This window comes from Variovorax durovernensis (assembly GCF_977011995.1).
Map to the genome: position 1 here is coordinate 5770105 of NZ_CDRNCW010000001.1, position 18758 is coordinate 5788862.

The window sequence follows — 18758 nt, forward strand, 5'->3', positions numbered from 1 at the left end:
CCGCCCAACACCATGGACCTGTACTGCGTCATAGGCAACCCCGTCGAGCACAGCCGCTCGCCGCACATCCACGCCCGCTTCGCCGAACTCTGCGGCCAGCAGATGGACTATGGCCGCCGGCTCGTTCCCATCGGCGCTTTCGCCGAAGGCATCGCGGCCTTTCGCACCGAGGCGGCAGAACGCGGCGACACCGCGCGCGGCTGCAACATCACCGTGCCCTTCAAGTTCGAAGCCGCGGCGCTGGCGCATCACACCAGCGAACGCGCCAGGCTCGCGCAGGCCGTGAACACGCTGCGCTTCGAGGCCGACGGCAGCATCCACGCCGACAACACCGACGGCATCGGCCTGGTCAACGACATCGTGCGCAACGCGGGTGTGCCGCTGCAGGGCAAGGCGCTGCTGCTGATCGGCGCGGGCGGTGCGGCGGCCGGCGTGCTGGGCCCGCTGCTCGACGCGGGCGCCGCGCGCGTCGTGGTGGCCAACCGCACCGTCGACAAGGCCATCGAACTGGTGCGCCGCCATGCCGCGGTTGCGCTGCGCCACGGCGCCTCGCTCGAAGCCTGGGCGCTCGACAAGGTGCCGGGTGCGTTCGACGTGGTGGTCAACGCCACGGCCTCCAGCCTCGCGGGCGATACGGTGCCGGTGAGCGCCGAGGTGCTGCGCCCCGGCGGCCTCGCGGTCGACATGATGTACGGCCCCGCCGCCGCCGGCTTCATGGCCTGGGCCGAGGCGCACGGCGCGGTCGCGCGCGACGGGCTGGGCATGCTGGTCGAACAGGCGGCGGAAGCGTTCGAGATCTGGCGCGGTGTGCGTCCGCCCTCGGCCCAGGTGCTGGCCGAACTCCGAAGCTCACTCGCCGCCGCCTCGAAAGCATGAAAGCCGTGCTGCGCCTGATCGCCTGCCTCGTGGTGGCGGGCGTGGCACTCGAGCTGTTCTTCGTGGCGCGCATCGCGGCCATGGCCGTGATCAACCCGGAGAGCACGGCGTTCCAGCGCTCCGAAGCCTTCCAGATCGCCCTTCACAAGGGCAGCGGTGGCGGCTGGCGGCAGGAGTGGGTGCCGTATGCGCAGATCAGCGACAACCTCAAGCGCGCCGTCATCGCGAGCGAGGACGCGGGTTTCGTCGACCACAACGGCGTGGAGTGGGAAGCCATCGAACGCGCGCGCCAGCGCAACGCCAAGGCCGAGGAGCTGGCGGCCAAGCGCTCCGCCCGTGCGGTGGCGCGCGGCAAGCCAATGCAGCCTGTGCGGCTGCGCGGCGGCTCGACCATCACGCAGCAGCTCGCGAAGAACCTGCTGCTCTCAGGCGAGCGCACCATGCTGCGCAAGGGCCAGGAGCTGGTGCTCGCCACGCTGCTGGAGCTGCTGCTCGACAAGCAGCGCATCCTCGAGATCTACCTCAACAACGTAGAGTGGGGCGAAGGCGTGTTCGGCGCGGAAGCCGCGTCGCAGTACTACTTCCGCAAGCCGGCTTCACGCCTGAGCGCCAACGAGGCCGCGCGCCTGGCCGTGATGCTGCCGAGCCCCAAGTTCTTCGAACGCCGTCCCGGCTCGCCTTACCTGAGCGGCCGGGCCTCGACGGTCATGGCGCGGATGCCGGCGGCCGAGCTGCCCTGACAGACCTGAAACCGCCGCGCAGGCGCTCGATGCCAAGCACGCCGAAGAAGCCGAGCACGTAGGCCACCACGTCCCACCAGTCGGCCGTGCTGCCGAGCACGATGCGCAGGGCCCGGTTCGAGATGCGCAAGTGCCATGCCGACGCGAGGTACTGCCCCAGCTCCACCGCGCAACCCACTGCCAGCGCGGCCAGAGCCAGCGGCAGCACGCGCGCGCCGATGGCCGTCTTGAACACGAAGTACACCCACACCACGGCCAGCACGTCGCCGAAGAAACTGCGCACCCAGCCCCAGCGCGCGCCGACGGTGGCCAGCAGCACGAGAATGAAAAACAGGGCCACCGCCCACGCCAGAGAAAGAGGATCGAAACGCCATCGCATGGCCCGTATCATCGCGCCCATATGCTGGCAAAGCTCACGGGTTGGTTGTTGTTGGGAATCGTCCGGTTGCTCACTGGCGCGCAGGCGCGCTGGTACGGCTGTCCACCGAAGGCCGAGCAGCGCATCTATTTCGCCAATCACCAGAGCCACGCCGACCTCGTGATGATCTGGGCCGCGCTGCCGGAGGAACTGCGCAGCATCACCCGGCCGATCGCGGCGCGCGACTACTGGGCCAACACGCCGGTCAAGCGCTGGATCACGACGGAAGTGTTCAACGCGGTGTACGTGGAGCGCGCGGCAACGACACCTCCCGCCCCCGCGCCTTCCGTGGAGGTACCGCCGCCCGTGGCCGCTGAACCGGCACCGCCGGCCGGGCGCATCGAGCCTTCGATGGAACCGCTGCTGCCGATGTCCCTGCCCTTCGCCGATACGTCGGTAGAGGTCATGAACGAAGTGCAGGGCCAGCTGGATCTTCCGGCCCCGCCACCTCCCCCACCTGCACCTCCCCCTGCCGCACCCGACCCGGAGCCCGAGGCCGCCCCGGCGCAGCCCGCAACCGATCCGCTGGCCCCGCTCATCGAAGCCCTGCGCAGCGGCGACTCGATCATCATCTTCCCCGAGGGCACGCGCGGCCACACCGGCGAACCGCAGAAGTTCAAGTCGGGCCTCTACGCGCTTGCCACGATGTTCCCCGAGGTGGTGCTGGTGCCGGCCTGGATCGACAACGTGCAGCGCGTCATGCCCAAGGGCGAGATCGTGCCCGTACCCATTCTTTGCTCCGTCACCTTCGGCGCGCCGATCCACGTCGAGGAAGGCGAGGAGCGTCGTCCCTTCCTCGACCGTGCACGCGCTGCGGTGATCGCTTTGCGCGATGTCTGAAATGAAGCATTGCCATTCGATTCACACCATCGAGCGTCATCCGGGCCACGCTCCAGCAGCCTGCCCACACACCCCGAACGAACCCGAAGCGCAGTAAAAATGAACCAGTTCCTGCGCAACCTGACCCCGACCCAACAGGTCGCGGCCCTCTTCCTCATCGTCTTCGGCGTGCTCGCGATCGTGAGCGCCACCGCGTTCTTCCTCTCCTTCAGGGAGCGCCGCAACCCCGTGCACGACGCCACTTGGCAAGCCGAGCTGGCCCACTTCCGCGGACTGCTCGGCACCACCTGGTTCATGGCGGTGATCTTCTGGATCGGCTGGGCGCTGGGCGAGACGGTGGCTACCGTGCTCTTCGCGCTGATCGCCTTCTTCGCGCTGCGCGAGTTCATCACGCTCTCGCCCACGCGGCGCGGCGACCACCGCAGCCTCATCCTCGCCTTCTTCGTGGTGCTGCCGATCCAGTTCTGGCTCGTGGCCACCGCGCGCTTCGATCTTTTCACCGTGTTCATTCCGGTCTACGTGTTCCTCGCCATTCCGGTGGCGAGCGCGCTGGCCAACGACCCGAGCCAGTTCCTCGAACGCAACGCCAAGCTGCAGTGGGGCATCATGGTCTGCGTCTACGGCATGAGCCACGTGCCGGCGCTGTTGCTGCTGAGCTTTCCGGGCTACGAAGGCAAGAGCGCCTTCCTCGTGTTCTTCCTGGTGTTCGTGGTGCAGACCTCGGTGCTGGTGCAGCACCTCATCTCGCGCCGCACCCAGCGCGCGCCCTTTGCGCCCAACGTGAGTCGCAGCTTCAACTGGACCAGCTGGGGCATCGGCATCGTGGTGGCGAGCCTGGTGGGTGCGCTGTTCTCTTTCATCACGCCGTTCAAGTTCGGCCAGGCGCTCGCTGTGTCGGTCATCGCATGCATCGCCGGGTCTATGGGGCACCTGGTGATGAAGGCGCTCAAGCGCGACCGCGGCATTCCCAACTGGGGCAAGAAGGGCGTGGGCGTGACCGGGGCCAACGGGTTGCTCGACCGCGTCGACGCGCTGTGCTTCGCGGCGCCGATCTTCTTCCACTCGATCCGCTGGTACTTCAACGCCTGAGGCAGCAAAGGCCTCCTTCCTGTTCATGCGAATTCTTGGCATCGACCCCGGCTTGCAGACCACCGGCTTCGGCGTGGTCGATGCGGACGGCCACGCGCTGCGCTACGTCGCCAGCGGCACCATCAGCACGCGGCACCTGGGCACCGGCAATCTGCCGGCACGGCTCAAGGTGCTGTTCGACGGCATCGCGGAAATCGCTGCACGCTACCAGCCCGATGCGTCGGCGGTGGAAATCATCTTCGTCAACGTCAACCCGCAGTCGACGCTGCTGCTGGGCCAGGCGCGCGGCGCGTGCGTGACCTCGCTGGTCAACAGCAACCTCTCGGTGGCCGAGTACACCGCGCTGCAGATGAAGAAAGCGGTGGCCGGACACGGGCAGGCCGCCAAGGCACAGGTGCAGGAGATGGTGAAGCGCCTGCTCGACCTGCCGGGCCTGCCGGGCGCTGACGCGGCCGACGCGCTGGGCATCGCCATCACGCATGCGCAGGTGGGGCGTTCGATGGCGCGGCTCGCGCAGGCGGCCGAGCTTTCGAAGACGCATGCCGGCACCTACCGGCAAGGCCGCTCGCGCTGACTCAGCGCACGATGTAGCGCAGCTCGCCCAGGCGCTTGCGGCGCTCGCGCACTTCGACGGCCACCGAGGCGGCATCGCCTTGCAAGGCGCGCGCGATCCACGACGCCAGCTGCGGCATGTCCTCGGCCGTGAAGCCGAGGCGCACGATTTCCGGCACGCCGAGCCGCAGGCCGTTGATGTCGCCATCGACCGGCGCAACGGGCAGCCCTATGCCGCAGGCCAGCAGGCCGCCTTGCGCGAGCAGCTTCGCGGCGCGCTGCCCGCCGCCCCAACGCGCGGCCTCGACCGCCAGCTGGTGCGACTGCGTGAAGCCGCGCGCCTTCGCGAACACGGGCAGCCCCTCGGCATCGAGCGCGCGTGCCAATGCCTGCGCGGTCTCGCGCATCGCTGCCGCATAGGCCCTGCCGTGCACCTTCCAGTCGAGCAGCCCGCGGGCCAGCGCGGCGGTGCGGCCCGCGTCCGAATTGGCCGTGAGGCCCGGATAGGCGATGGCGTCGATTCGCTCCATCAGCGCCGCATCGTTCGACACGATGAGCCCGCCCGCCGGGCCGCCCAGGCTCTTGTAGGTGCTCATGGTGATGGCATGCGCGCCCTCTTCGAGGGGCTGCGGCCACGCCTTGCCGGCCACCATGCCCGACAGGTGCGCGGCGTCGAACAGCAGCTTCGCGCCCACGCTGTCGGCAATCTCGCGGATGGCGGGCACGGGGTGCGGAAAGAGATTGAGGCTGCCGCCGATGGTGATGAGTTTCGGCCGCACCTCGCGCGCCAGCCGGGCCAGCGCGGCCACGTCGACGGTGTAGCCGTCGGCATCGACGGGCGCCGGCACGGTCTTCAGGCCGTAGAGCCCGGCCGCGCCCGCCGCATGGTGCGTGACGTGGCCGCCGATGGCCGCAGGCGGCGCGATGATGGTGTCGCCAGGCCGGCAGGTGGCCATGAACACATAGAGATTCGACAGCGCGCCCGAGCCCACGCGCACCTCGGCGAACTGCGCGCCGAACACCTCGGCCGCCAGTTCGGCGGCGACCACCTCGATGCGCTCGATGGCTTCCAGCCCCATCTCGTACTTGTCGCCGGGGTAGCCGAGCGAAGGGCGCGAGCCGAGCCCGCGCGACAGCAGCGCCTCGGCCGCCGGGTTCATGACGTTGGTGGCGGGGTTGAGGTTCAGGCCGTCGACGTCGTGGATGCGGTGGTTGTCGGCCACCAGCCGCTCGATCTCCGCGGCAATGCCCGCCGCGTCGCGCGCTGCGGCATCGACGGCGATGGAGAGCACGTGGTCTTCGCTGGCGGCGGGAACCCAGGGGCGGCGTTGCAGGGCGGCGGGCATGCGGCGTATCTCGCTGGAAGTGGTGTGTGGCCGCATCGTCGCCCGTCGCACGGCAGCGGGCAAACCGGATAATCTGTGCCCGGGCCCTAGAAAAACTTGGCCTGATTTCTCTCGGATTCTCACCATGCCGCTCGCACCGCCCCGCCCTCGCCTGCCTCCGCACACCGCCGTGCGCGCCTTCGAAGCCGCCGCGCGCCACGGCAGCTTCGCGCGGGCGGCGGAAGAACTGTTCGTCACCCCGGCCGCCGTCGCGCAGCAGATCAAGGCGCTGGAGACCTGGGCCGGCGGCGCGCTGTTCGAGCGGCACAGCCAGGGCATACGCCTGAGCGCGCATGGGCGGCGGGCCCTGCCTGCCCTCAGCGCGGCTGTCGACCAGCTCGGCCTCGCGGTGCAGGCGCTGCGCCACGAGACCCAGACCGCCGCTCGCCGCAGCACGCTGCAGGTGGCGGCCCTGCCTGCCGTGGCACAGCTGTGGCTGTCGCCCCGGCTCTCGCGATTGAAAGCCGCACTGCCCGGCGTGCAGGTGTCGGTAACAGCCCTTGAGCACCCGCCGAACTTTCGCCGCGAACCCTTCGACCTGGGGTTGTTCTATGCGCGGACCGGCGAGCACATCGAGACGGCCATGGGCGCGCAGGCGATACCGCTGGCGCGAGACCGCCTGCTTCCCGTTTGCAGTCCGCGTCTGCAGCAGCCGCTGCCCAGCGGCCGGCCCCGTTCACTCGACGACCTGGCGGAGCTGCTGGCCCGCTGCGGCGGCCTGCACGACACGGTGTGGCGCGACGACTGGCAGCGCTGGCTGCAAGCCACGCGCGCCGGCACCACGGCTGCCGAAGCCGATGCGCTGGCTGCGGGGCCGGACTTTTCGCTCTACAGCCTTGCGCTGCAGGCCGCGGTCGACGGCGAAGGCGTGCTGATGGGCCGCGAACAGCTCGTCGCGCCACTGCTCGCCCAAGGCAAGCTGCATGCGCCGTGGGGACGGCCGAAGGCACTGGGAGATACCGTCATGCTGCTGGTGCCGGCCCATCGCAAGGGGCAGCTGCTGGCGCAGCAGGTGCAGGCACTGCAGGCGCTGGCCGCCTGAGTGAGGGGTGTCGACTAGGCTACGCGTTCGGCGATCAGAACGGCGAAGAAACCGAACGCCGCCAGCAGCGTCCACTTCAGCACGATCCAGCCGAAGCGCCGGTACTTGACCTGCCCGGTGCCCGCATAGAACGCAAAGGACACGCCCGCCACCAGCAGAAGCAGCAGGATGGCCCAGCGGAAAAGAAGCATGTGTGAACGTGGCCTGCGCCGGGTCTACCAGGCGCGGGCGACTTCGCCGAAGCCGCGCGGTGCGCGCTTTTCGTCTTCGAAGGTCACGACTTCGTAGGCGTCGCTGTGCGAGAGCAGTTCGCGCAGCAGCTTGTTGTTCAGCGCATGGCCCGAGCGGAACGCGGTGTACGCGGCCAGCAGCGGCTTGCCGATGATGTACAGGTCGCCCATGGCGTCGAGGATCTTGTGCTTCACGAACTCGTCGTCGTAGCGCAGGCCGCCTGCATTGAGCACCTTGGTGTCGTCCATCACGATGGCGTTGTCCAGGCCACCGCCGAGCGCGAGGCCCTTGCTGCGCATGTACTCGACCTCTTTCGTGAAGCCGAAGGTGCGGGCGCGCGCGATGTCGCGGCTGTAGGAGTCGGTGCCCAGGTCGAACTCCACGCGCTGGCCGGTGGAATTGACGACGCGGTGGTCGAAGTCGATCTCGAAGCTCAGCTTGAAGCCGTGATACGGCTCCAGGCGCGCCCACTTCTCGTTGGCGCCCTCGCCCTCGCGCACTTCGACCGTGCGGGTGACGCGGATGAAGCGGCGCGGCGCCTTCTGCAGCGCGATGCCCGCGCTCTGCAGCAGGAACACGAATGAAGAAGCCGACCCGTCGAGGATCGGCACTTCGTCGGCCGTGATGTCGATGTAGAGGTTGTCGATGCCGAGGCCCGCGCAGGCCGACATGATGTGCTCGACGGTCTGCACCTTGGCGCCACCGGTGGAGACAGTGGACGCCAGGCGCGTGTCCGTGACCGACTCGGCGGTCATGCGGATGTCGACCGGCTCCGGCAGGTCGACGCGGCGGAACACGATGCCCGTGTCGGCCGGCGCGGGGCGCAGGGTCAGTTCCACGCGCTGGCCGCTGTGGAGCCCCACGCCCACGGCGCGGCTGATCGACTTGAGGGTTCGTTGTTGCAGCACGCCCTCGATTTTAGGCGCGCGACGGGCATGACGCCCTATGCCCCTGGCTATGGCACCGATAGACATGTGTTCTATGCAACCCGCCGGATCGGCGCGAAATGGACGCAAAGGGCACGAGGTGAACGCAGCGCCTAGAGCCAGCAGACATCCCTTTCAGGTCGTCCCTGTACCCCTTGCGAACCCTCGTACCCTCTGCGTCTCGCTGAGTCACTTCGCGAAACACCGAAGAACCGGCTCCGCCGGTCCTCAGGTGTTGCCCCCGGCAGGGGGAAGGCGAAGCGACACGAAGTGCGCGCAGCCTGGGGGCGAGCCCAGCCTCAGTCGGCCTGGCGGCGCAGGAAGGCCGGAATCTCGAAGTCGTCCATGCCACCCGACGACAGCGCGTCCACCTTGGCGGCGGCCATCGTGCGGTTGGTGCGCCACACGCTGGGCACGGCCATGCCGTCGTAGTTCGGCTGGCTGCCGCTGCTGTGCGCATGGCCGGTGCCGCCGAGCGTGGGCACGGTGAAGCCGATGTTGTCGGTGCCGGTGCGGATCACTTCCAGCGTAGGTGCCTGGCGGCGTGCGTCGGCGCGCGACAGGCCGGTGGCCACCACGGTCACGCGCATCTCGTCGCCGAGGCTGTCGTCGTAGGCGGCGCCGTAGATCACGTGCGCGTCCGGCGAAGCGTAGGCGCGGATGGTGTTCATCGCCAGCTTCGACTCGTTCAGCTTCAGCGAGCCCTTCGATGCCGTCACCAGCACCAGCACGCCCTTGGCGCCCGAGAGGTCGATGCCTTCGAGCAGCGGGCAGGCCACGGCCTGTTCGGCGGCGATGCGCGCGCGGTCGGGGCCTGCGGCCGCGGCCGTGCCCATCATGGCCTTGCCGGGTTCGCCCATCACGGTGCGCACGTCTTCGAAGTCGACGTTCACGCCGCCGTACTCGTTGATGATTTCCGAGATGCCGCCCACGGCGTTCTTCAGCACGTCGTTGGCTTGCGCGAAGGCTTCGTCCTGCGTGACGTCTTCGCCCAGCACGTCGAGCAGCTTCTCGTTGAGCACCACGATCAGCGAGTCGACGTTGGCTTCGAGCTCGGCCAGGCCGGCGTCGGCGTTGGTCATGCGGCGGCCGCCTTCCCAGTCGAAGGGCTTGGTCACCACGCCCACGGTGAGGATGCCCATTTCCTTGGCGACGCGCGCGATCACGGGTGCCGCACCGGTGCCGGTGCCGCCGCCCATGCCGGCGGTGATGAACAGCATGTGCGCGCCGTCGATGGCCGCGCGGATGTCGTCCACCGCCGCTTCGGCCGCGTCACGGCCCTTCTCGGGCTTGCTGCCGGCGCCCAGGCCGCTGGTGCCGAGCTGGATGATCTTGTGCGCGCTGCTGCGCTGCAGTGCCTGGGCGTCGGTGTTCGCGCAGACGAACTGAACGCCCTGCACACCGCGCTCCATCATGTGGGCGACCGCATTGCCGCCGCCACCGCCGACACCGATCACCTTGATCTGCGTGCCCTGATTGAACTCTTCGACTTCGATCATTTCGATGGTCATTTCTAACTCCTTGAATCTTGCAGTTGCCGTTATGTGTCTATGAATATTTCTTGTGCCGCGACGAGAACAACGATGCGCTCGTCATGGCGGTGGACCTGTGCGTCGCCATCGCTCGTTGAAATGCAAGGGAGGGCTGCCGCGCGCGAGCCAGAGTGGAGACTTGATCATCGTCAGAAATTCCCCACTATGAAGTCCTTGAAGCGGCCGAATGCGGTTTTCACCGACCCATTCTTCTGCGCGACCTTGAAGCCGCGCATGCGCGCGAAGCGTGCCTCTTCGAGAAGGCCCATGACTGTAGCTGCGCGAGGCTGCGCGACCATGTCGGACAAAGCGCTGGAGTACTTCGGAATGCCGCGTCGCACCGGCTTGAGGAAGATGTCTTCGCCAAGCTCGACCATGCCGGGCATCACCGCGCTGCCGCCCGTGAGCACCACGCCCGACGACAGCACTTCTTCATAGCCCGACTCGCGCACCACCTGCTGCACCAGCGAGAAGATTTCCTCGATGCGCGGCTCGATCACGCCGGCCAGCGCCTGCTTGCTCAGCATGCGCGGACCGCGGTCGCCGAGGCCCGGCACTTCGACTTGCGTGTCGGGGTCGGCCAGCAGCTGCTTGGCGAAACCGTTCTCGACCTTGATGTCTTCCGCGTCCTTGGTCGGCGTGCGCAGCGCCATCGCGATGTCGCTCGTGATGAGGTCGCCAGCGATCGGGATCACGGCCGTGTGGCGGATCGCGCCGTTGGTGAAGATCGCGACGTCGGTGGTGCCCGCGCCGATGTCGACCAGCACCACGCCCAGCTCGCGCTCGTCCTCGGTCAGCACCGCCTGGCTCGATGCCAGCGGGTTCAGCATCAGCTGGTCGACCTCGAGGCCGCAGCGGCGCACGCACTTGATGATGTTCTCGGCCGCGCTCTGCGCGCCGGTCACGATGTGCACCTTGGCTTCGAGCCGCATGCCGCTCATGCCGATCGGCTCCTTCACGTCCTGGCCGTCGATCACGAACTCCTGCGGCTCCACCAGCAGCAGGCGCTGGTCGCTCGAGATGTTGATGGCGCGCGCCGTTTCCACCACGCGGGCCACGTCGGCGGGCGTCACTTCCTTGTCCTTCACCGCCACCATGCCGCTCGAATTGATGCCGCGGATGTGGCTGCCGGTGATGCCGGTGTAGACGCGGCTGATCTTGCAGTCGGCCATCAGCTCGGCCTCTTTCAGCGCCTGCTGGATGCTCTGCACCGTGGCGTCGATGTTCACCACCACGCCGCGCTTGAGCCCGTTGCTCGGCGCAATGCCGAGACCGGCCAGCTTGAGCTCGCCGCCGGGCAGCACCTCGGCCACCACCACCATCACTTTGGCGGTGCCGATGTCGAGTCCTACGACCAGGTCTTTGTATTCTTTGGGCATTGATATGTCCTCGATTCCTCGGTATTCGCTACTTGATTTTTCTTGGGGCCTCTGGCGAGACCGTGGTGACGCCGCGCAGCCGCAATGCATACGCGTCGTTGTGGCGCAGATCGGCGCCCTCGACATCCGCCACCGTGCGGTGGTACTGGCCCGCGACCTGGGTCACGGTCTTCAGGAAGCGCTGCAGGCGGGCCGACACTTCTTCGCTCTGGCCCCGGCCCAGCTCGATCTCGGCGCCGGTGTCCAGCACCACCTTCCAGCTCCCCCGGCTCGACAGCGTGAGCTCGTCGATGCTGAAGTCGTAGGGTTTGAACTGCGGCTGCAGCACGCGGTACATGCCAAGCACCTGGCCAGCCTGTTCGATCGGGCCGTCCAGGCGCGGCAGGTTGTCGTCCACCTCGGCCACATTGGCCTCGAACACATCGCCAAAGCCGTTGATCAGCTTCGAGGCCGCCTCGTCGCCCCAGATGGCCACCGGCACCTGCTCGGTCAGCGTCACGCGCAGCTTGTTCGGGAACTCGCGCCGCACCACCGCGCTGCGCACCCACGGCACCGACTCGAAGGCCGCGCGCGCGCGCAGCAGGTCGATGGTGAAGAAGTTCCCCTTGAGCTGCGGCGCCACGTTGGCGCGCAGCGTGACCGCGTTGTTGTGCGTGACCTCGCCGTCCACCTTGATGCCGACGATCGGGAAGAAAGGCTGGCGCAGCACCCACCATGCGCCCGCCGCAAGCAGCATGAGCGCCACTGCCGCGAACGCAAGGTTGGCGACGATGTTCATGAGCTTGACGTCGAAGGGCGCGGGGATGCTGTCGGCCATGGCTATAGCGAGCCTCCCTTGGCGTCGAGCGTGGCCGAGGCCAGCACCCGCACGCAGAGCTCTTCGTAGGCGATGCCCGCGGCGCGGGCCGACATCGGCACCAGCGAGTGGCTGGTCATGCCGGGCGAGGTGTTCATCTCGAGCAGGAAGGGCTTGCGGTCGCTGGCGCGGATCATCACGTCGGCACGGCCCCAGCCGCGGCAGCCGAGCGTGCGGTAGGCGGCCAGCGTGATGCGCTGGATCTCGTGCTCTTCCGCCTCGGGCAGGCCGCTCGGGCACTGGTACTTCACGTCGTCGGTGAAGTACTTGTTCTGGTAGTCGTAGGCACCTTCGGGGGCGGCGATGCGCACCACCGGCAGCGCACGCGCATCGAGCCCGTGGCCGAGCACGGCGCAGGTCACTTCCTCGCCTTCGATGAACTCTTCGCACAGCACGTCGGCGTCGTACTTGGCCGACAGCGTGATCGCGTCCTGCATCTGCGAGTAGCCCTCGACCTTGGTCACGCCGATGGACGAGCCCTCGCGCGGCGGCTTCACGATCAGCGGCAGGCCGAGCACGTCGGGCACGGCCATGACCTGTTCGCGGCTTTGCTGGTCGAAGGCCAGGCGCACGTACTTGGGGGTGGGCAGGCCGTCGGCCTGCCAGATGCGCTTGGTCATGACCTTGTCCATGGCCACGCTGGAGGCCATCACGCCCGATCCCGTGTAGGGAATGCCGAGCAGCTCGAGCGCGCCCTGCACCGTGCCGTCTTCGCCGTGGCGGCCGTGCAGTGCGACGAAGCAGCGCGCGAAGCCTTCGCGCTTCAGGTCGGCCAGCTCGCGCTGCGACGGGTCGAAGGCATGCGCGTCCACGCCGCGCGAGCGCAGGGCCTCGAGCACACCCGTGCCGGACATCAACGAAATTTCGCGTTCGGCGGAACTGCCGCCGAACAGCACGGCGACCTTGCCGAAGAGTTTGGGGTCCTGAAGGCTCATGCGGCCCTCCCTTTGCGCGAATCGCGCTGCGATGTTGAGGACGTGGCGCCTGCGGCAACAGCAGCCGCGCCGAGTTCGACCACCTTGGCCGGCACCGCGCCGATCGACCCGGCGCCCATCGAGAGCACCACGTCGCCCGGGCGGGCGTTGTCGAGAATGGCCTGCGGCATGGCAGCGATGTCGTCGACGAACACCGGCTCGACCTTGCCCGCCACGCGCAGCGCGCGTGCCAGCGTGCGGCCGTCTGCCGCCACGATGGGTGCCTCGCCGGCGGCATAGACCTCGCCGAGCAGCACGGAGTCGGCCGTGCCGATGACCTTGACGAAATCCTCGAAACAGTCGCGCGTGCGGGTGTAGCGGTGCGGCTGGAAGGCCAGCACCAGCCGGCGCCCCGGGAACGCGCCGCGAGCGGCCGCGATGGTGGCTGCCATCTCGACCGGGTGATGGCCGTAGTCGTCGATGACGGTGAAGGTGCCGGCAGCGGCGTCGCCACCCTGCACCGCCACGTCGCCATAGCTCTGGAAGCGTCGGCCCACGCCCTTGAAGCCCGCCAGGCCGCGCTGCACCGCCTCGTCGGGAATGCCGAGTTCCACCGCCACCGCGATCACGGACAGCGCGTTGCGCACGTTGTGCTCGCCGGGCAGGTTCAGCACGATGGGCAGGTCGGGCAGCGTCACGCCGTTGCGGCGCTGCGCGGTGAAATGCATCTGGCCGCCGACGGCGCGCACGTCGAGGGCGCGCACTTGGGCGTCTTCGCCGAAGCCGTAGCTGGTCACCGGGCAGGTCACGCTGGCGACGATCTCGCGCACCGCCGGATCGTCGGTGCACAGAATGGCCACGCCGTAGAACGGCATGCGGTGCAGGAAGTCGACGAAAGCCTTCTTGAGCTTCGCGAAGTCGTGCCCGTAGGTCTCCATGTGGTCGGCGTCGATGTTCGTGACCACCGCCATCACGGGCAGCAGGTTCAGGAACGAAGCGTCGGATTCATCGGCCTCGACCACGATGTAGTCGCCGCTGCCGAGCTGCGCATTCGCGCCCGCGCTGTTCAGGCGGCCGCCGATCACGAAGGTCGGGTCCAGGCCGGCGGCGTCGAGCACGCTCGCCACCAGGCTGGTGGTGGTGGTCTTGCCGTGCGTTCCGGCAATGGCAATGCCCTGCTTCAGGCGCATCAGCTCGGCCAGCATCAGCGCGCGCGGCACCACGGGAATGCGCTTCTCGCGCGCGGCCAGCACTTCGGGGTTGTCCGACTGCACCGCGGTGGAGGTGACGACCGCGTCCGCGCCGTCGATGTGCGCGGCGGCATGGCCCACGAAGGTGCCGATGCCCAGGCCCGCGAGACGGCGCAGCGTGGCGCTGTCGGCCAGGTCGGAGCCGGTGATCTTGTAGCCCAGGTTCAGCAGCACTTCGGCGATGCCGCTCATGCCGGAACCACCGATGCCCACGAAATGGATGTGACGGATCGCGTGCTTCATCTTGCAAGCTCCTCGCAGGCGCGGACGACCGCCTCGACGGCTTCGGTCTTCTGCATGGTCTTGGCCTTCGCGGCCTTGTCGATCAGCGCGGTGCGCTCTGTGTTCTGTAGCAAGTCAGCCAGCAATTCAGGAGTGAGGTCGGCCTGCTGCACCAGCCAGCCGCCGCCCGCGTCGACGAGGAAGCGCGCGTTGGTGGTCTGGTGGTCGTCGACCGCCGAAGGGAAAGGCACGAACAGCGCTGCTGCGCCGACGGCCGCGATTTCTGTGACGGTGCTGGCGCCAGCGCGCGCGACGATGATGTCGGCGTCCGCATAGGCCTGCGCCGTGTCTTCGATGAAGGGCGTGAGTTCGCCTTCGACGCCGGCCGCCGTGTAGTTGGCGCGCAGTTCGTCGATCTGCTTGGCGCCGCTCTGGTGTAGCACCTGCGGGCGCACGGCCGGCTCGATGCGGGCCAGCGCCTTCGGCACCACGGCGTTGAGGCCGCGCGCCCCCAGGCTGCCGCCCACCACCAGCAGCTTCAGCGGGCCGGTGCGGCCAGCGAAACGCGTGGCCGGGTCGGCCTTGGAGGTGAATGCCTCGCGCAGCGGGTTGCCCACCCATTGCGCCTTCTTCAGCACGTTGGGGAAGGCGGTGAACACGCGGTCGGCCACGCCCGCCAGCACCTTGTTGGCGAGGCCGGCAACCGAGTTCTGCTCATGCAGCACCAGCGGCTTGCCCATCAGCACGCCCATCATTCCGCCGGGGAAGGTGATGTAGCCGCCCAGGCCCACCAGCACGTCGGGCTTCACGCGGCGCACCACGCCCAGGCTCTGCCAGAAGGCACGCAGCAGCTTCAGCGGCAGCAGGAACAGCGTGAGCGGACCCTTGCCGCGCACGCCGCCGAACTGCACCGGCTCGAAGGCGAAGCCGCGCGGCGGCACCAGCTTTTCTTCCATGCTGCCGGGCGCGCCCAGCCAGTGCACCTGCCAGCCGCGCTCGCGCAGGGCCTCGGCCACCGCGAGTCCGGGGAAGATGTGGCCGCCGGTGCCGCCTGCCATGACCAGGGCAGTGCGCGTCATACGCGGCCTCCCCGCATCAGCACGCGGTTCTCGTAGTCGATGCGCAGCACGACGGCCAGCGCCACGAGGTTCATCAGGATGGCCGAGCCGCCGAAGCTCATCAGCGGCAGGGTCAGGCCCTTGGTCGGCAACGCGCCGAGGTTCACGCCCATGTTGATGAACGCCTGGAATCCGATCCACACGCCCACGCCCTGAGCCACCAGGCCCGAGAACACACGGTCGAGCGCGATGGCCTGGCGGCCGATGTGCATGATGCGGCGCGTGAGCCACAGGAACAGGCCGATGATCAGCAGCACGCCGATCAGGCCAAACTCTTCGCCGATCACGGCGAGCAGGAAGTCGGTGTGCGCCTCGGGCAGCCAGTGCAGCTTCTCGACGCTGCCGCCCAGGCCCACGCCGAAGATCTCGCCGCGCCCGATGGCGATCAGCGAGTGCGACAGCTGGTAGCCCTTGCCCAGCGCATGCTCTTCGCTCCACGGGTCGAGGTACGCAAAGATGCGCTCGCGGCGCCACGGGCTGGTCGCGACGATGGTGCCGAAGGCCACCACCACCAGCGCGGCAATAACGAAGAACATGCGCGCGTTCACGCCGCCCAGGAACAGGATGCCCATGGCGATCACCGCGATCACCATGAACGCGCCCATGTCGGGCTCGGCCATCACCAGCATGCCGACCACCACCACCGCGATGCCCATCGGCAGCACGGCGCGGAAGAAGCGCTCCTTGATCTCCATCTTGCGCACCATGTAGCTGGCGGCATAGAGCACCATCGCGAGCTTGGCCAGCTCCGAGGGCTGGAAGCGCATGAAGCCCATCGGCAGCCAGCGGCGCGCGCCGTTCACGTTGATGCCGATGTGCGGAATGAGCACGGCCACCAGCAGCAGCAGCGACGCGACGAAGAGCCAGGGCGCGGCGCGCTCCCAGGTCTTCATCGGGATCTGGAAGGTCAGCAGCGCGGCGACGAACGCGAACACCACCGAAGCCGCGTGCCGCGTGAGGAAGTAAGAGGCGCTGTAGCCGGCGCGCGCGAAGCGCGGATTGTCTGGCAGCGCGATGGAGGCCGAATACACCATGATCAGGCCCCAGGTCAGCAGTGCGACCGTGACCCAGACCAGCGCCTGGTCGAAGCCCAGCACGCGCATCGGCGTGGCCTTGGTCTGCGCGATGCCGGCGCCGCCCAGCCGCACGGGCAGGTGCACCGGCAGCGCGTCGATGCCGCTGCGGGCGCGCCTGAACCAGCCACCGAAGCGGCTGGTGCGTGCGTTGGGCGTGGCGCCCGATGCGGCAGAGTTCAAAGCTGCTCCTCCGTCGTCGAAGAATCGCCCAGTCCGCGCGGGCTGTCCGCCCAGGCCTGCACGGCCTCGCGGAAGACATCGGCGCGGTGCTCGTAGTCCCTGAACATGTCGAAGCTCGCACAGGCCGGTGACAGCAGCACTGCATCGCCAGGGTTGGCGCGGGCGGCGGCGGCCTGCACGGCTTCTTCCATCGAGCCGGCGTGCATCAGCGAAACGCCGGTGGAAGCCAGCGCGGCTTCGATGATCGGCGCGTCGCGGCCGATGAGCACCACGGCGCGCGCGTACTGGCGCACGGGCGCGGCGAGCGGCTCGAAGTCTTGTCCCTTGCCCTCGCCGCCGAGGATCACGACCACGCGGCGCTCCTCGCCCAGGCCGGCCAGCGCAGCCACGGTGGCACCGACGTTGGTGCCCTTGCTGTCGTCGAAGTACTCGACCTCGTCGACGATGGCGATGGGTTCCACGCGGTGCGGCTCGCCGTGGTACTCACGCAGGCCGTAGAGCATGGGGCCGAGCGGGCAGCCGGCGGCGCTCGCGAGCGCGAGGGCGGCCAGCGCGTTCATGGCGTTGTGGCGGCCACGGATGCGCAGCGCATCGGCGGGCATCAGGCGCTGCAGGAAGATTTCTTCCTCGACCACGGCGCCGCGCTTGCGCTTCTGGGTTTCGTCGGCTTCCAGCGCGCGCACCAGCCAGGCCATGCCGTTGACGCGCTCGATGCCGTAGTCGCCCGGGCGCAGCGGCATCGCGGCGCCGAAGGTGACGTGCGTGCGGATCTGCGGACGCTGCAGCTTGACCCGGACGGGCGCGGGCAGCATCGCCATCACGCCGGCGTCGTCGCGGTTGAGGATCATCAGCCCGCGCGCACCGAAGATGCGCGCCTTGGCCGCCGCGTAGGCCGGCATGTCGCCGTGCCAGTCGAGGTGGTCCTGCGTGAGGTTGAGCACGGTCGCGGCGGTCGGCTCGAAGTCCTGCACGCCATCGAGCTGGAAGCTGGAGAGCTCGAGCACCCACACGTCGGGCAGCGTGCCGGCGTCGATGTGCGCGGACAGCGTGTCGAGCAACGTGGGGCCGATGTTGCCGGCCACGGCCACGGTCTTGCCCGCGCGCTCGACCAGCTGGCCGGTGAGCGAGGTGACGGTGGTCTTGCCGTTGGTGCCGGTGATGGCGAGCACCGCGGGCGTGTAGCCCTTGGGCGCTTCGGGCTCGACCGGCGGGGCCAGTTCGAGCTGCGGCGATTCTTCCTCGACGGCGGCCGAGGCCGGATTGGTGGCGGAAAGCTCGGCGATCTTGGCGACGAACTCCGCGGCTTCCTTGGCGGCCGTGGGAACGTAGGGCTTGCCGGTGGCGGGCAGGCGGGAAACGGTAGCGGGCGCGGGTGCCGGGCTGGCGGGCGCCAGGGTCGCGGCCGGAGGCTCGGAGGCTTCGGGCGCTGCGGCTGGTGCTTCCGGGGTTTCGACAGCTTCGGCGCTCGACTCGGGAGCGTCAGAAGGCGCGTCGGCTTCCGGAGGCTGCGGCACGGCAACGCTCAGCGAAGGATCGCGCGGCATGGCCTCGGCCTGTGCGGGAGCGCTTGGCTCAGGCGCGGGTTCGGCAGCGGCTTCGGGCGTCGCGGGTTCGGCGGCGGGCTCGGGCTGCTGCACCGGCTCGGCCACGGCCTCGGCCGGTTCGGCGGCCACGGGCTCTTCCAGCGGCAGCTCTGCCTGAGGCTCCGCCTCGGCAACTTCCACGGGCGCTTCAGGCACGGCTTCGGATTCCGGCTCGGCTTCCACCACCGGCACCTCGACGGTCCGCAAGTCCGACAGCGCGCGCGCGAACAGGTCGAGTTCGCCGCCGACCGGCAGGCCCATGGCCCGCGCGGCATCGGCCACCGGAGCGATGGTCGCGGGCGACAGGCCCGGCGAGCGATACACCGCGCGGATCGGCGTGCCTTCGACCAGCGCGGCCGTGAACGGACCGCCGACGAACGCCACATCGGGCCATTCCGCCTTCAGCGTCGCCAGCGAGGCGGGCGCCTCGCGGGTGTCGGCCACGGTCACGACGGCGCCGTGCCGCGCGCACCAGCGCGCCATCGCCAGCCCGGACGCACCGAGGCCGAGGATGAGAACGTGGAGGTCTTTCAGGTGCCGCATGTTTCC

Annotated in this window: 18 protein-coding genes; 6 read left to right on the top strand and 12 right to left on the bottom strand. The window is 68.9% G+C overall.

Annotation, left to right across the window (positions count from 1 at the left end):
- Positions 1-12 precede the first annotated feature (12 nt).
- Both aroE and mtgA read left to right on the top strand, forming a co-directional pair.
- Positions 13-876, top strand: a complete 864-nt coding sequence (aroE, locus tag ACWV14_RS27330) for a shikimate dehydrogenase (RefSeq protein WP_454904628.1) — start codon at positions 13-15, stop codon at positions 874-876.
- Entirely contained in the window at positions 873-1616 is a 744-nt protein-coding gene (mtgA, locus tag ACWV14_RS27335) for a monofunctional biosynthetic peptidoglycan transglycosylase (protein ID WP_454904629.1), read from the top strand. The genes aroE and mtgA overlap by 4 nt, the downstream gene beginning before the upstream one ends.
- On the opposite strand, the gene ACWV14_RS27340 is transcribed toward mtgA, so the two are convergent.
- Entirely contained in the window at positions 1582-2007 is a 426-nt protein-coding gene (locus ACWV14_RS27340; protein WP_454906090.1) for a ribosomal maturation YjgA family protein, read from the bottom strand. The genes mtgA and ACWV14_RS27340 overlap by 35 nt on opposite strands.
- A gap of 9 nt (positions 2008-2016) precedes the next feature.
- Between ACWV14_RS27340 and ACWV14_RS27345 the strand changes: the two genes are divergently transcribed.
- The 3 genes from ACWV14_RS27345 (at position 2017) to ruvC (ending at position 4537) form a co-directional block, all read left to right on the top strand.
- Positions 2017-2874 carry a lysophospholipid acyltransferase family protein gene (locus ACWV14_RS27345; RefSeq protein WP_454904630.1) on the top strand — a complete coding sequence of 286 codons (858 nt, stop codon included), beginning with the start codon at positions 2017-2019 and terminating at the stop codon, positions 2872-2874.
- Between the two features lie 99 nt (positions 2875-2973).
- Positions 2974-3963 carry a phosphatidate cytidylyltransferase gene (locus ACWV14_RS27350; RefSeq protein WP_454904631.1) on the top strand — a complete coding sequence of 330 codons (990 nt, stop codon included), beginning with the start codon at positions 2974-2976 and terminating at the stop codon, positions 3961-3963.
- A gap of 25 nt (positions 3964-3988) precedes the next feature.
- On the top strand, positions 3989-4537 hold the full coding sequence (gene ruvC, locus ACWV14_RS27355) for a crossover junction endodeoxyribonuclease RuvC (RefSeq protein ID WP_422088265.1): 549 nt from the start codon (positions 3989-3991) through the stop codon (positions 4535-4537).
- A 1-nt stretch (position 4538) separates the two neighbouring features.
- On the opposite strand, the gene ACWV14_RS27360 is transcribed toward ruvC, so the two are convergent.
- The gene (locus tag ACWV14_RS27360; protein WP_454904633.1) at positions 4539-5861 is read right to left on the bottom strand and encodes an aminotransferase class I/II-fold pyridoxal phosphate-dependent enzyme; all 1323 of its coding nucleotides are present in this window, start codon (positions 5859-5861) and stop codon (positions 4539-4541) included.
- A 124-nt stretch (positions 5862-5985) separates the two neighbouring features.
- Here ACWV14_RS27360 and ACWV14_RS27365 point away from each other — a divergent pair, with 124 nt between their 5' ends.
- A complete protein-coding gene (locus ACWV14_RS27365; RefSeq protein ID WP_454904635.1) occupies positions 5986-6942 on the top strand; it encodes a LysR family transcriptional regulator in 957 nt (318 codons plus the stop codon).
- Between the two features lie 14 nt (positions 6943-6956).
- Here the strand turns inward: ACWV14_RS27365 and ACWV14_RS27370 are convergent, their stop codons facing one another.
- The 10 genes from ACWV14_RS27370 to murD form a co-directional block, all read right to left on the bottom strand.
- Positions 6957-7133 (bottom strand): hypothetical protein, encoded by a 177-nt coding sequence (locus ACWV14_RS27370; protein WP_172839926.1) that lies wholly within the window; start codon positions 7131-7133, stop codon positions 6957-6959.
- Positions 7134-7157: 24 nt separating this feature from the next.
- Positions 7158-8081 carry a UDP-3-O-acyl-N-acetylglucosamine deacetylase gene (gene lpxC, locus ACWV14_RS27375; RefSeq protein WP_454904637.1) on the bottom strand — a complete coding sequence of 308 codons (924 nt, stop codon included), beginning with the start codon at positions 8079-8081 and terminating at the stop codon, positions 7158-7160.
- Between the two features lie 317 nt (positions 8082-8398).
- Complete coding sequence (ftsZ, locus tag ACWV14_RS27380) at positions 8399-9610, bottom strand: cell division protein FtsZ (RefSeq protein WP_081270184.1); 1212 nt, start codon at positions 9608-9610, stop codon at positions 8399-8401.
- A 170-nt stretch (positions 9611-9780) separates the two neighbouring features.
- Positions 9781-11010 (bottom strand): cell division protein FtsA, encoded by a 1230-nt coding sequence (gene ftsA, locus ACWV14_RS27385; protein WP_081270183.1) that lies wholly within the window; start codon positions 11008-11010, stop codon positions 9781-9783.
- A gap of 28 nt (positions 11011-11038) precedes the next feature.
- A complete protein-coding gene (locus ACWV14_RS27390) occupies positions 11039-11827 on the bottom strand; it encodes a cell division protein FtsQ/DivIB (protein WP_454904640.1) in 789 nt (262 codons plus the stop codon).
- A 2-nt stretch (positions 11828-11829) separates the two neighbouring features.
- A complete protein-coding gene (locus ACWV14_RS27395; RefSeq protein ID WP_454904642.1) occupies positions 11830-12801 on the bottom strand; it encodes a D-alanine--D-alanine ligase in 972 nt (323 codons plus the stop codon).
- Positions 12798-14273 carry a UDP-N-acetylmuramate--L-alanine ligase gene (murC, locus tag ACWV14_RS27400; RefSeq protein ID WP_454904644.1) on the bottom strand — a complete coding sequence of 492 codons (1476 nt, stop codon included), beginning with the start codon at positions 14271-14273 and terminating at the stop codon, positions 12798-12800. The genes ACWV14_RS27395 and murC overlap by 4 nt, the downstream gene beginning before the upstream one ends.
- Positions 14270-15331 (bottom strand): undecaprenyldiphospho-muramoylpentapeptide beta-N-acetylglucosaminyltransferase, encoded by a 1062-nt coding sequence (gene murG, locus ACWV14_RS27405; protein ID WP_454904645.1) that lies wholly within the window; start codon positions 15329-15331, stop codon positions 14270-14272. The genes murC and murG overlap by 4 nt, the downstream gene beginning before the upstream one ends.
- On the bottom strand, positions 15328-16626 hold the full coding sequence (gene ftsW, locus ACWV14_RS27410; RefSeq protein ID WP_454904647.1) for a putative lipid II flippase FtsW: 1299 nt from the start codon (positions 16624-16626) through the stop codon (positions 15328-15330). Before ftsW ends, murG begins: the two co-directional genes overlap by 4 nt.
- Positions 16623-18752, bottom strand: coding sequence for a UDP-N-acetylmuramoyl-L-alanine--D-glutamate ligase (gene murD / locus ACWV14_RS27415; protein ID WP_454904649.1), 2130 nt, complete (start codon positions 18750-18752; stop codon positions 16623-16625). The genes ftsW and murD overlap by 4 nt, the downstream gene beginning before the upstream one ends.
- Positions 18753-18758: the final 6 nt, after the last annotated feature.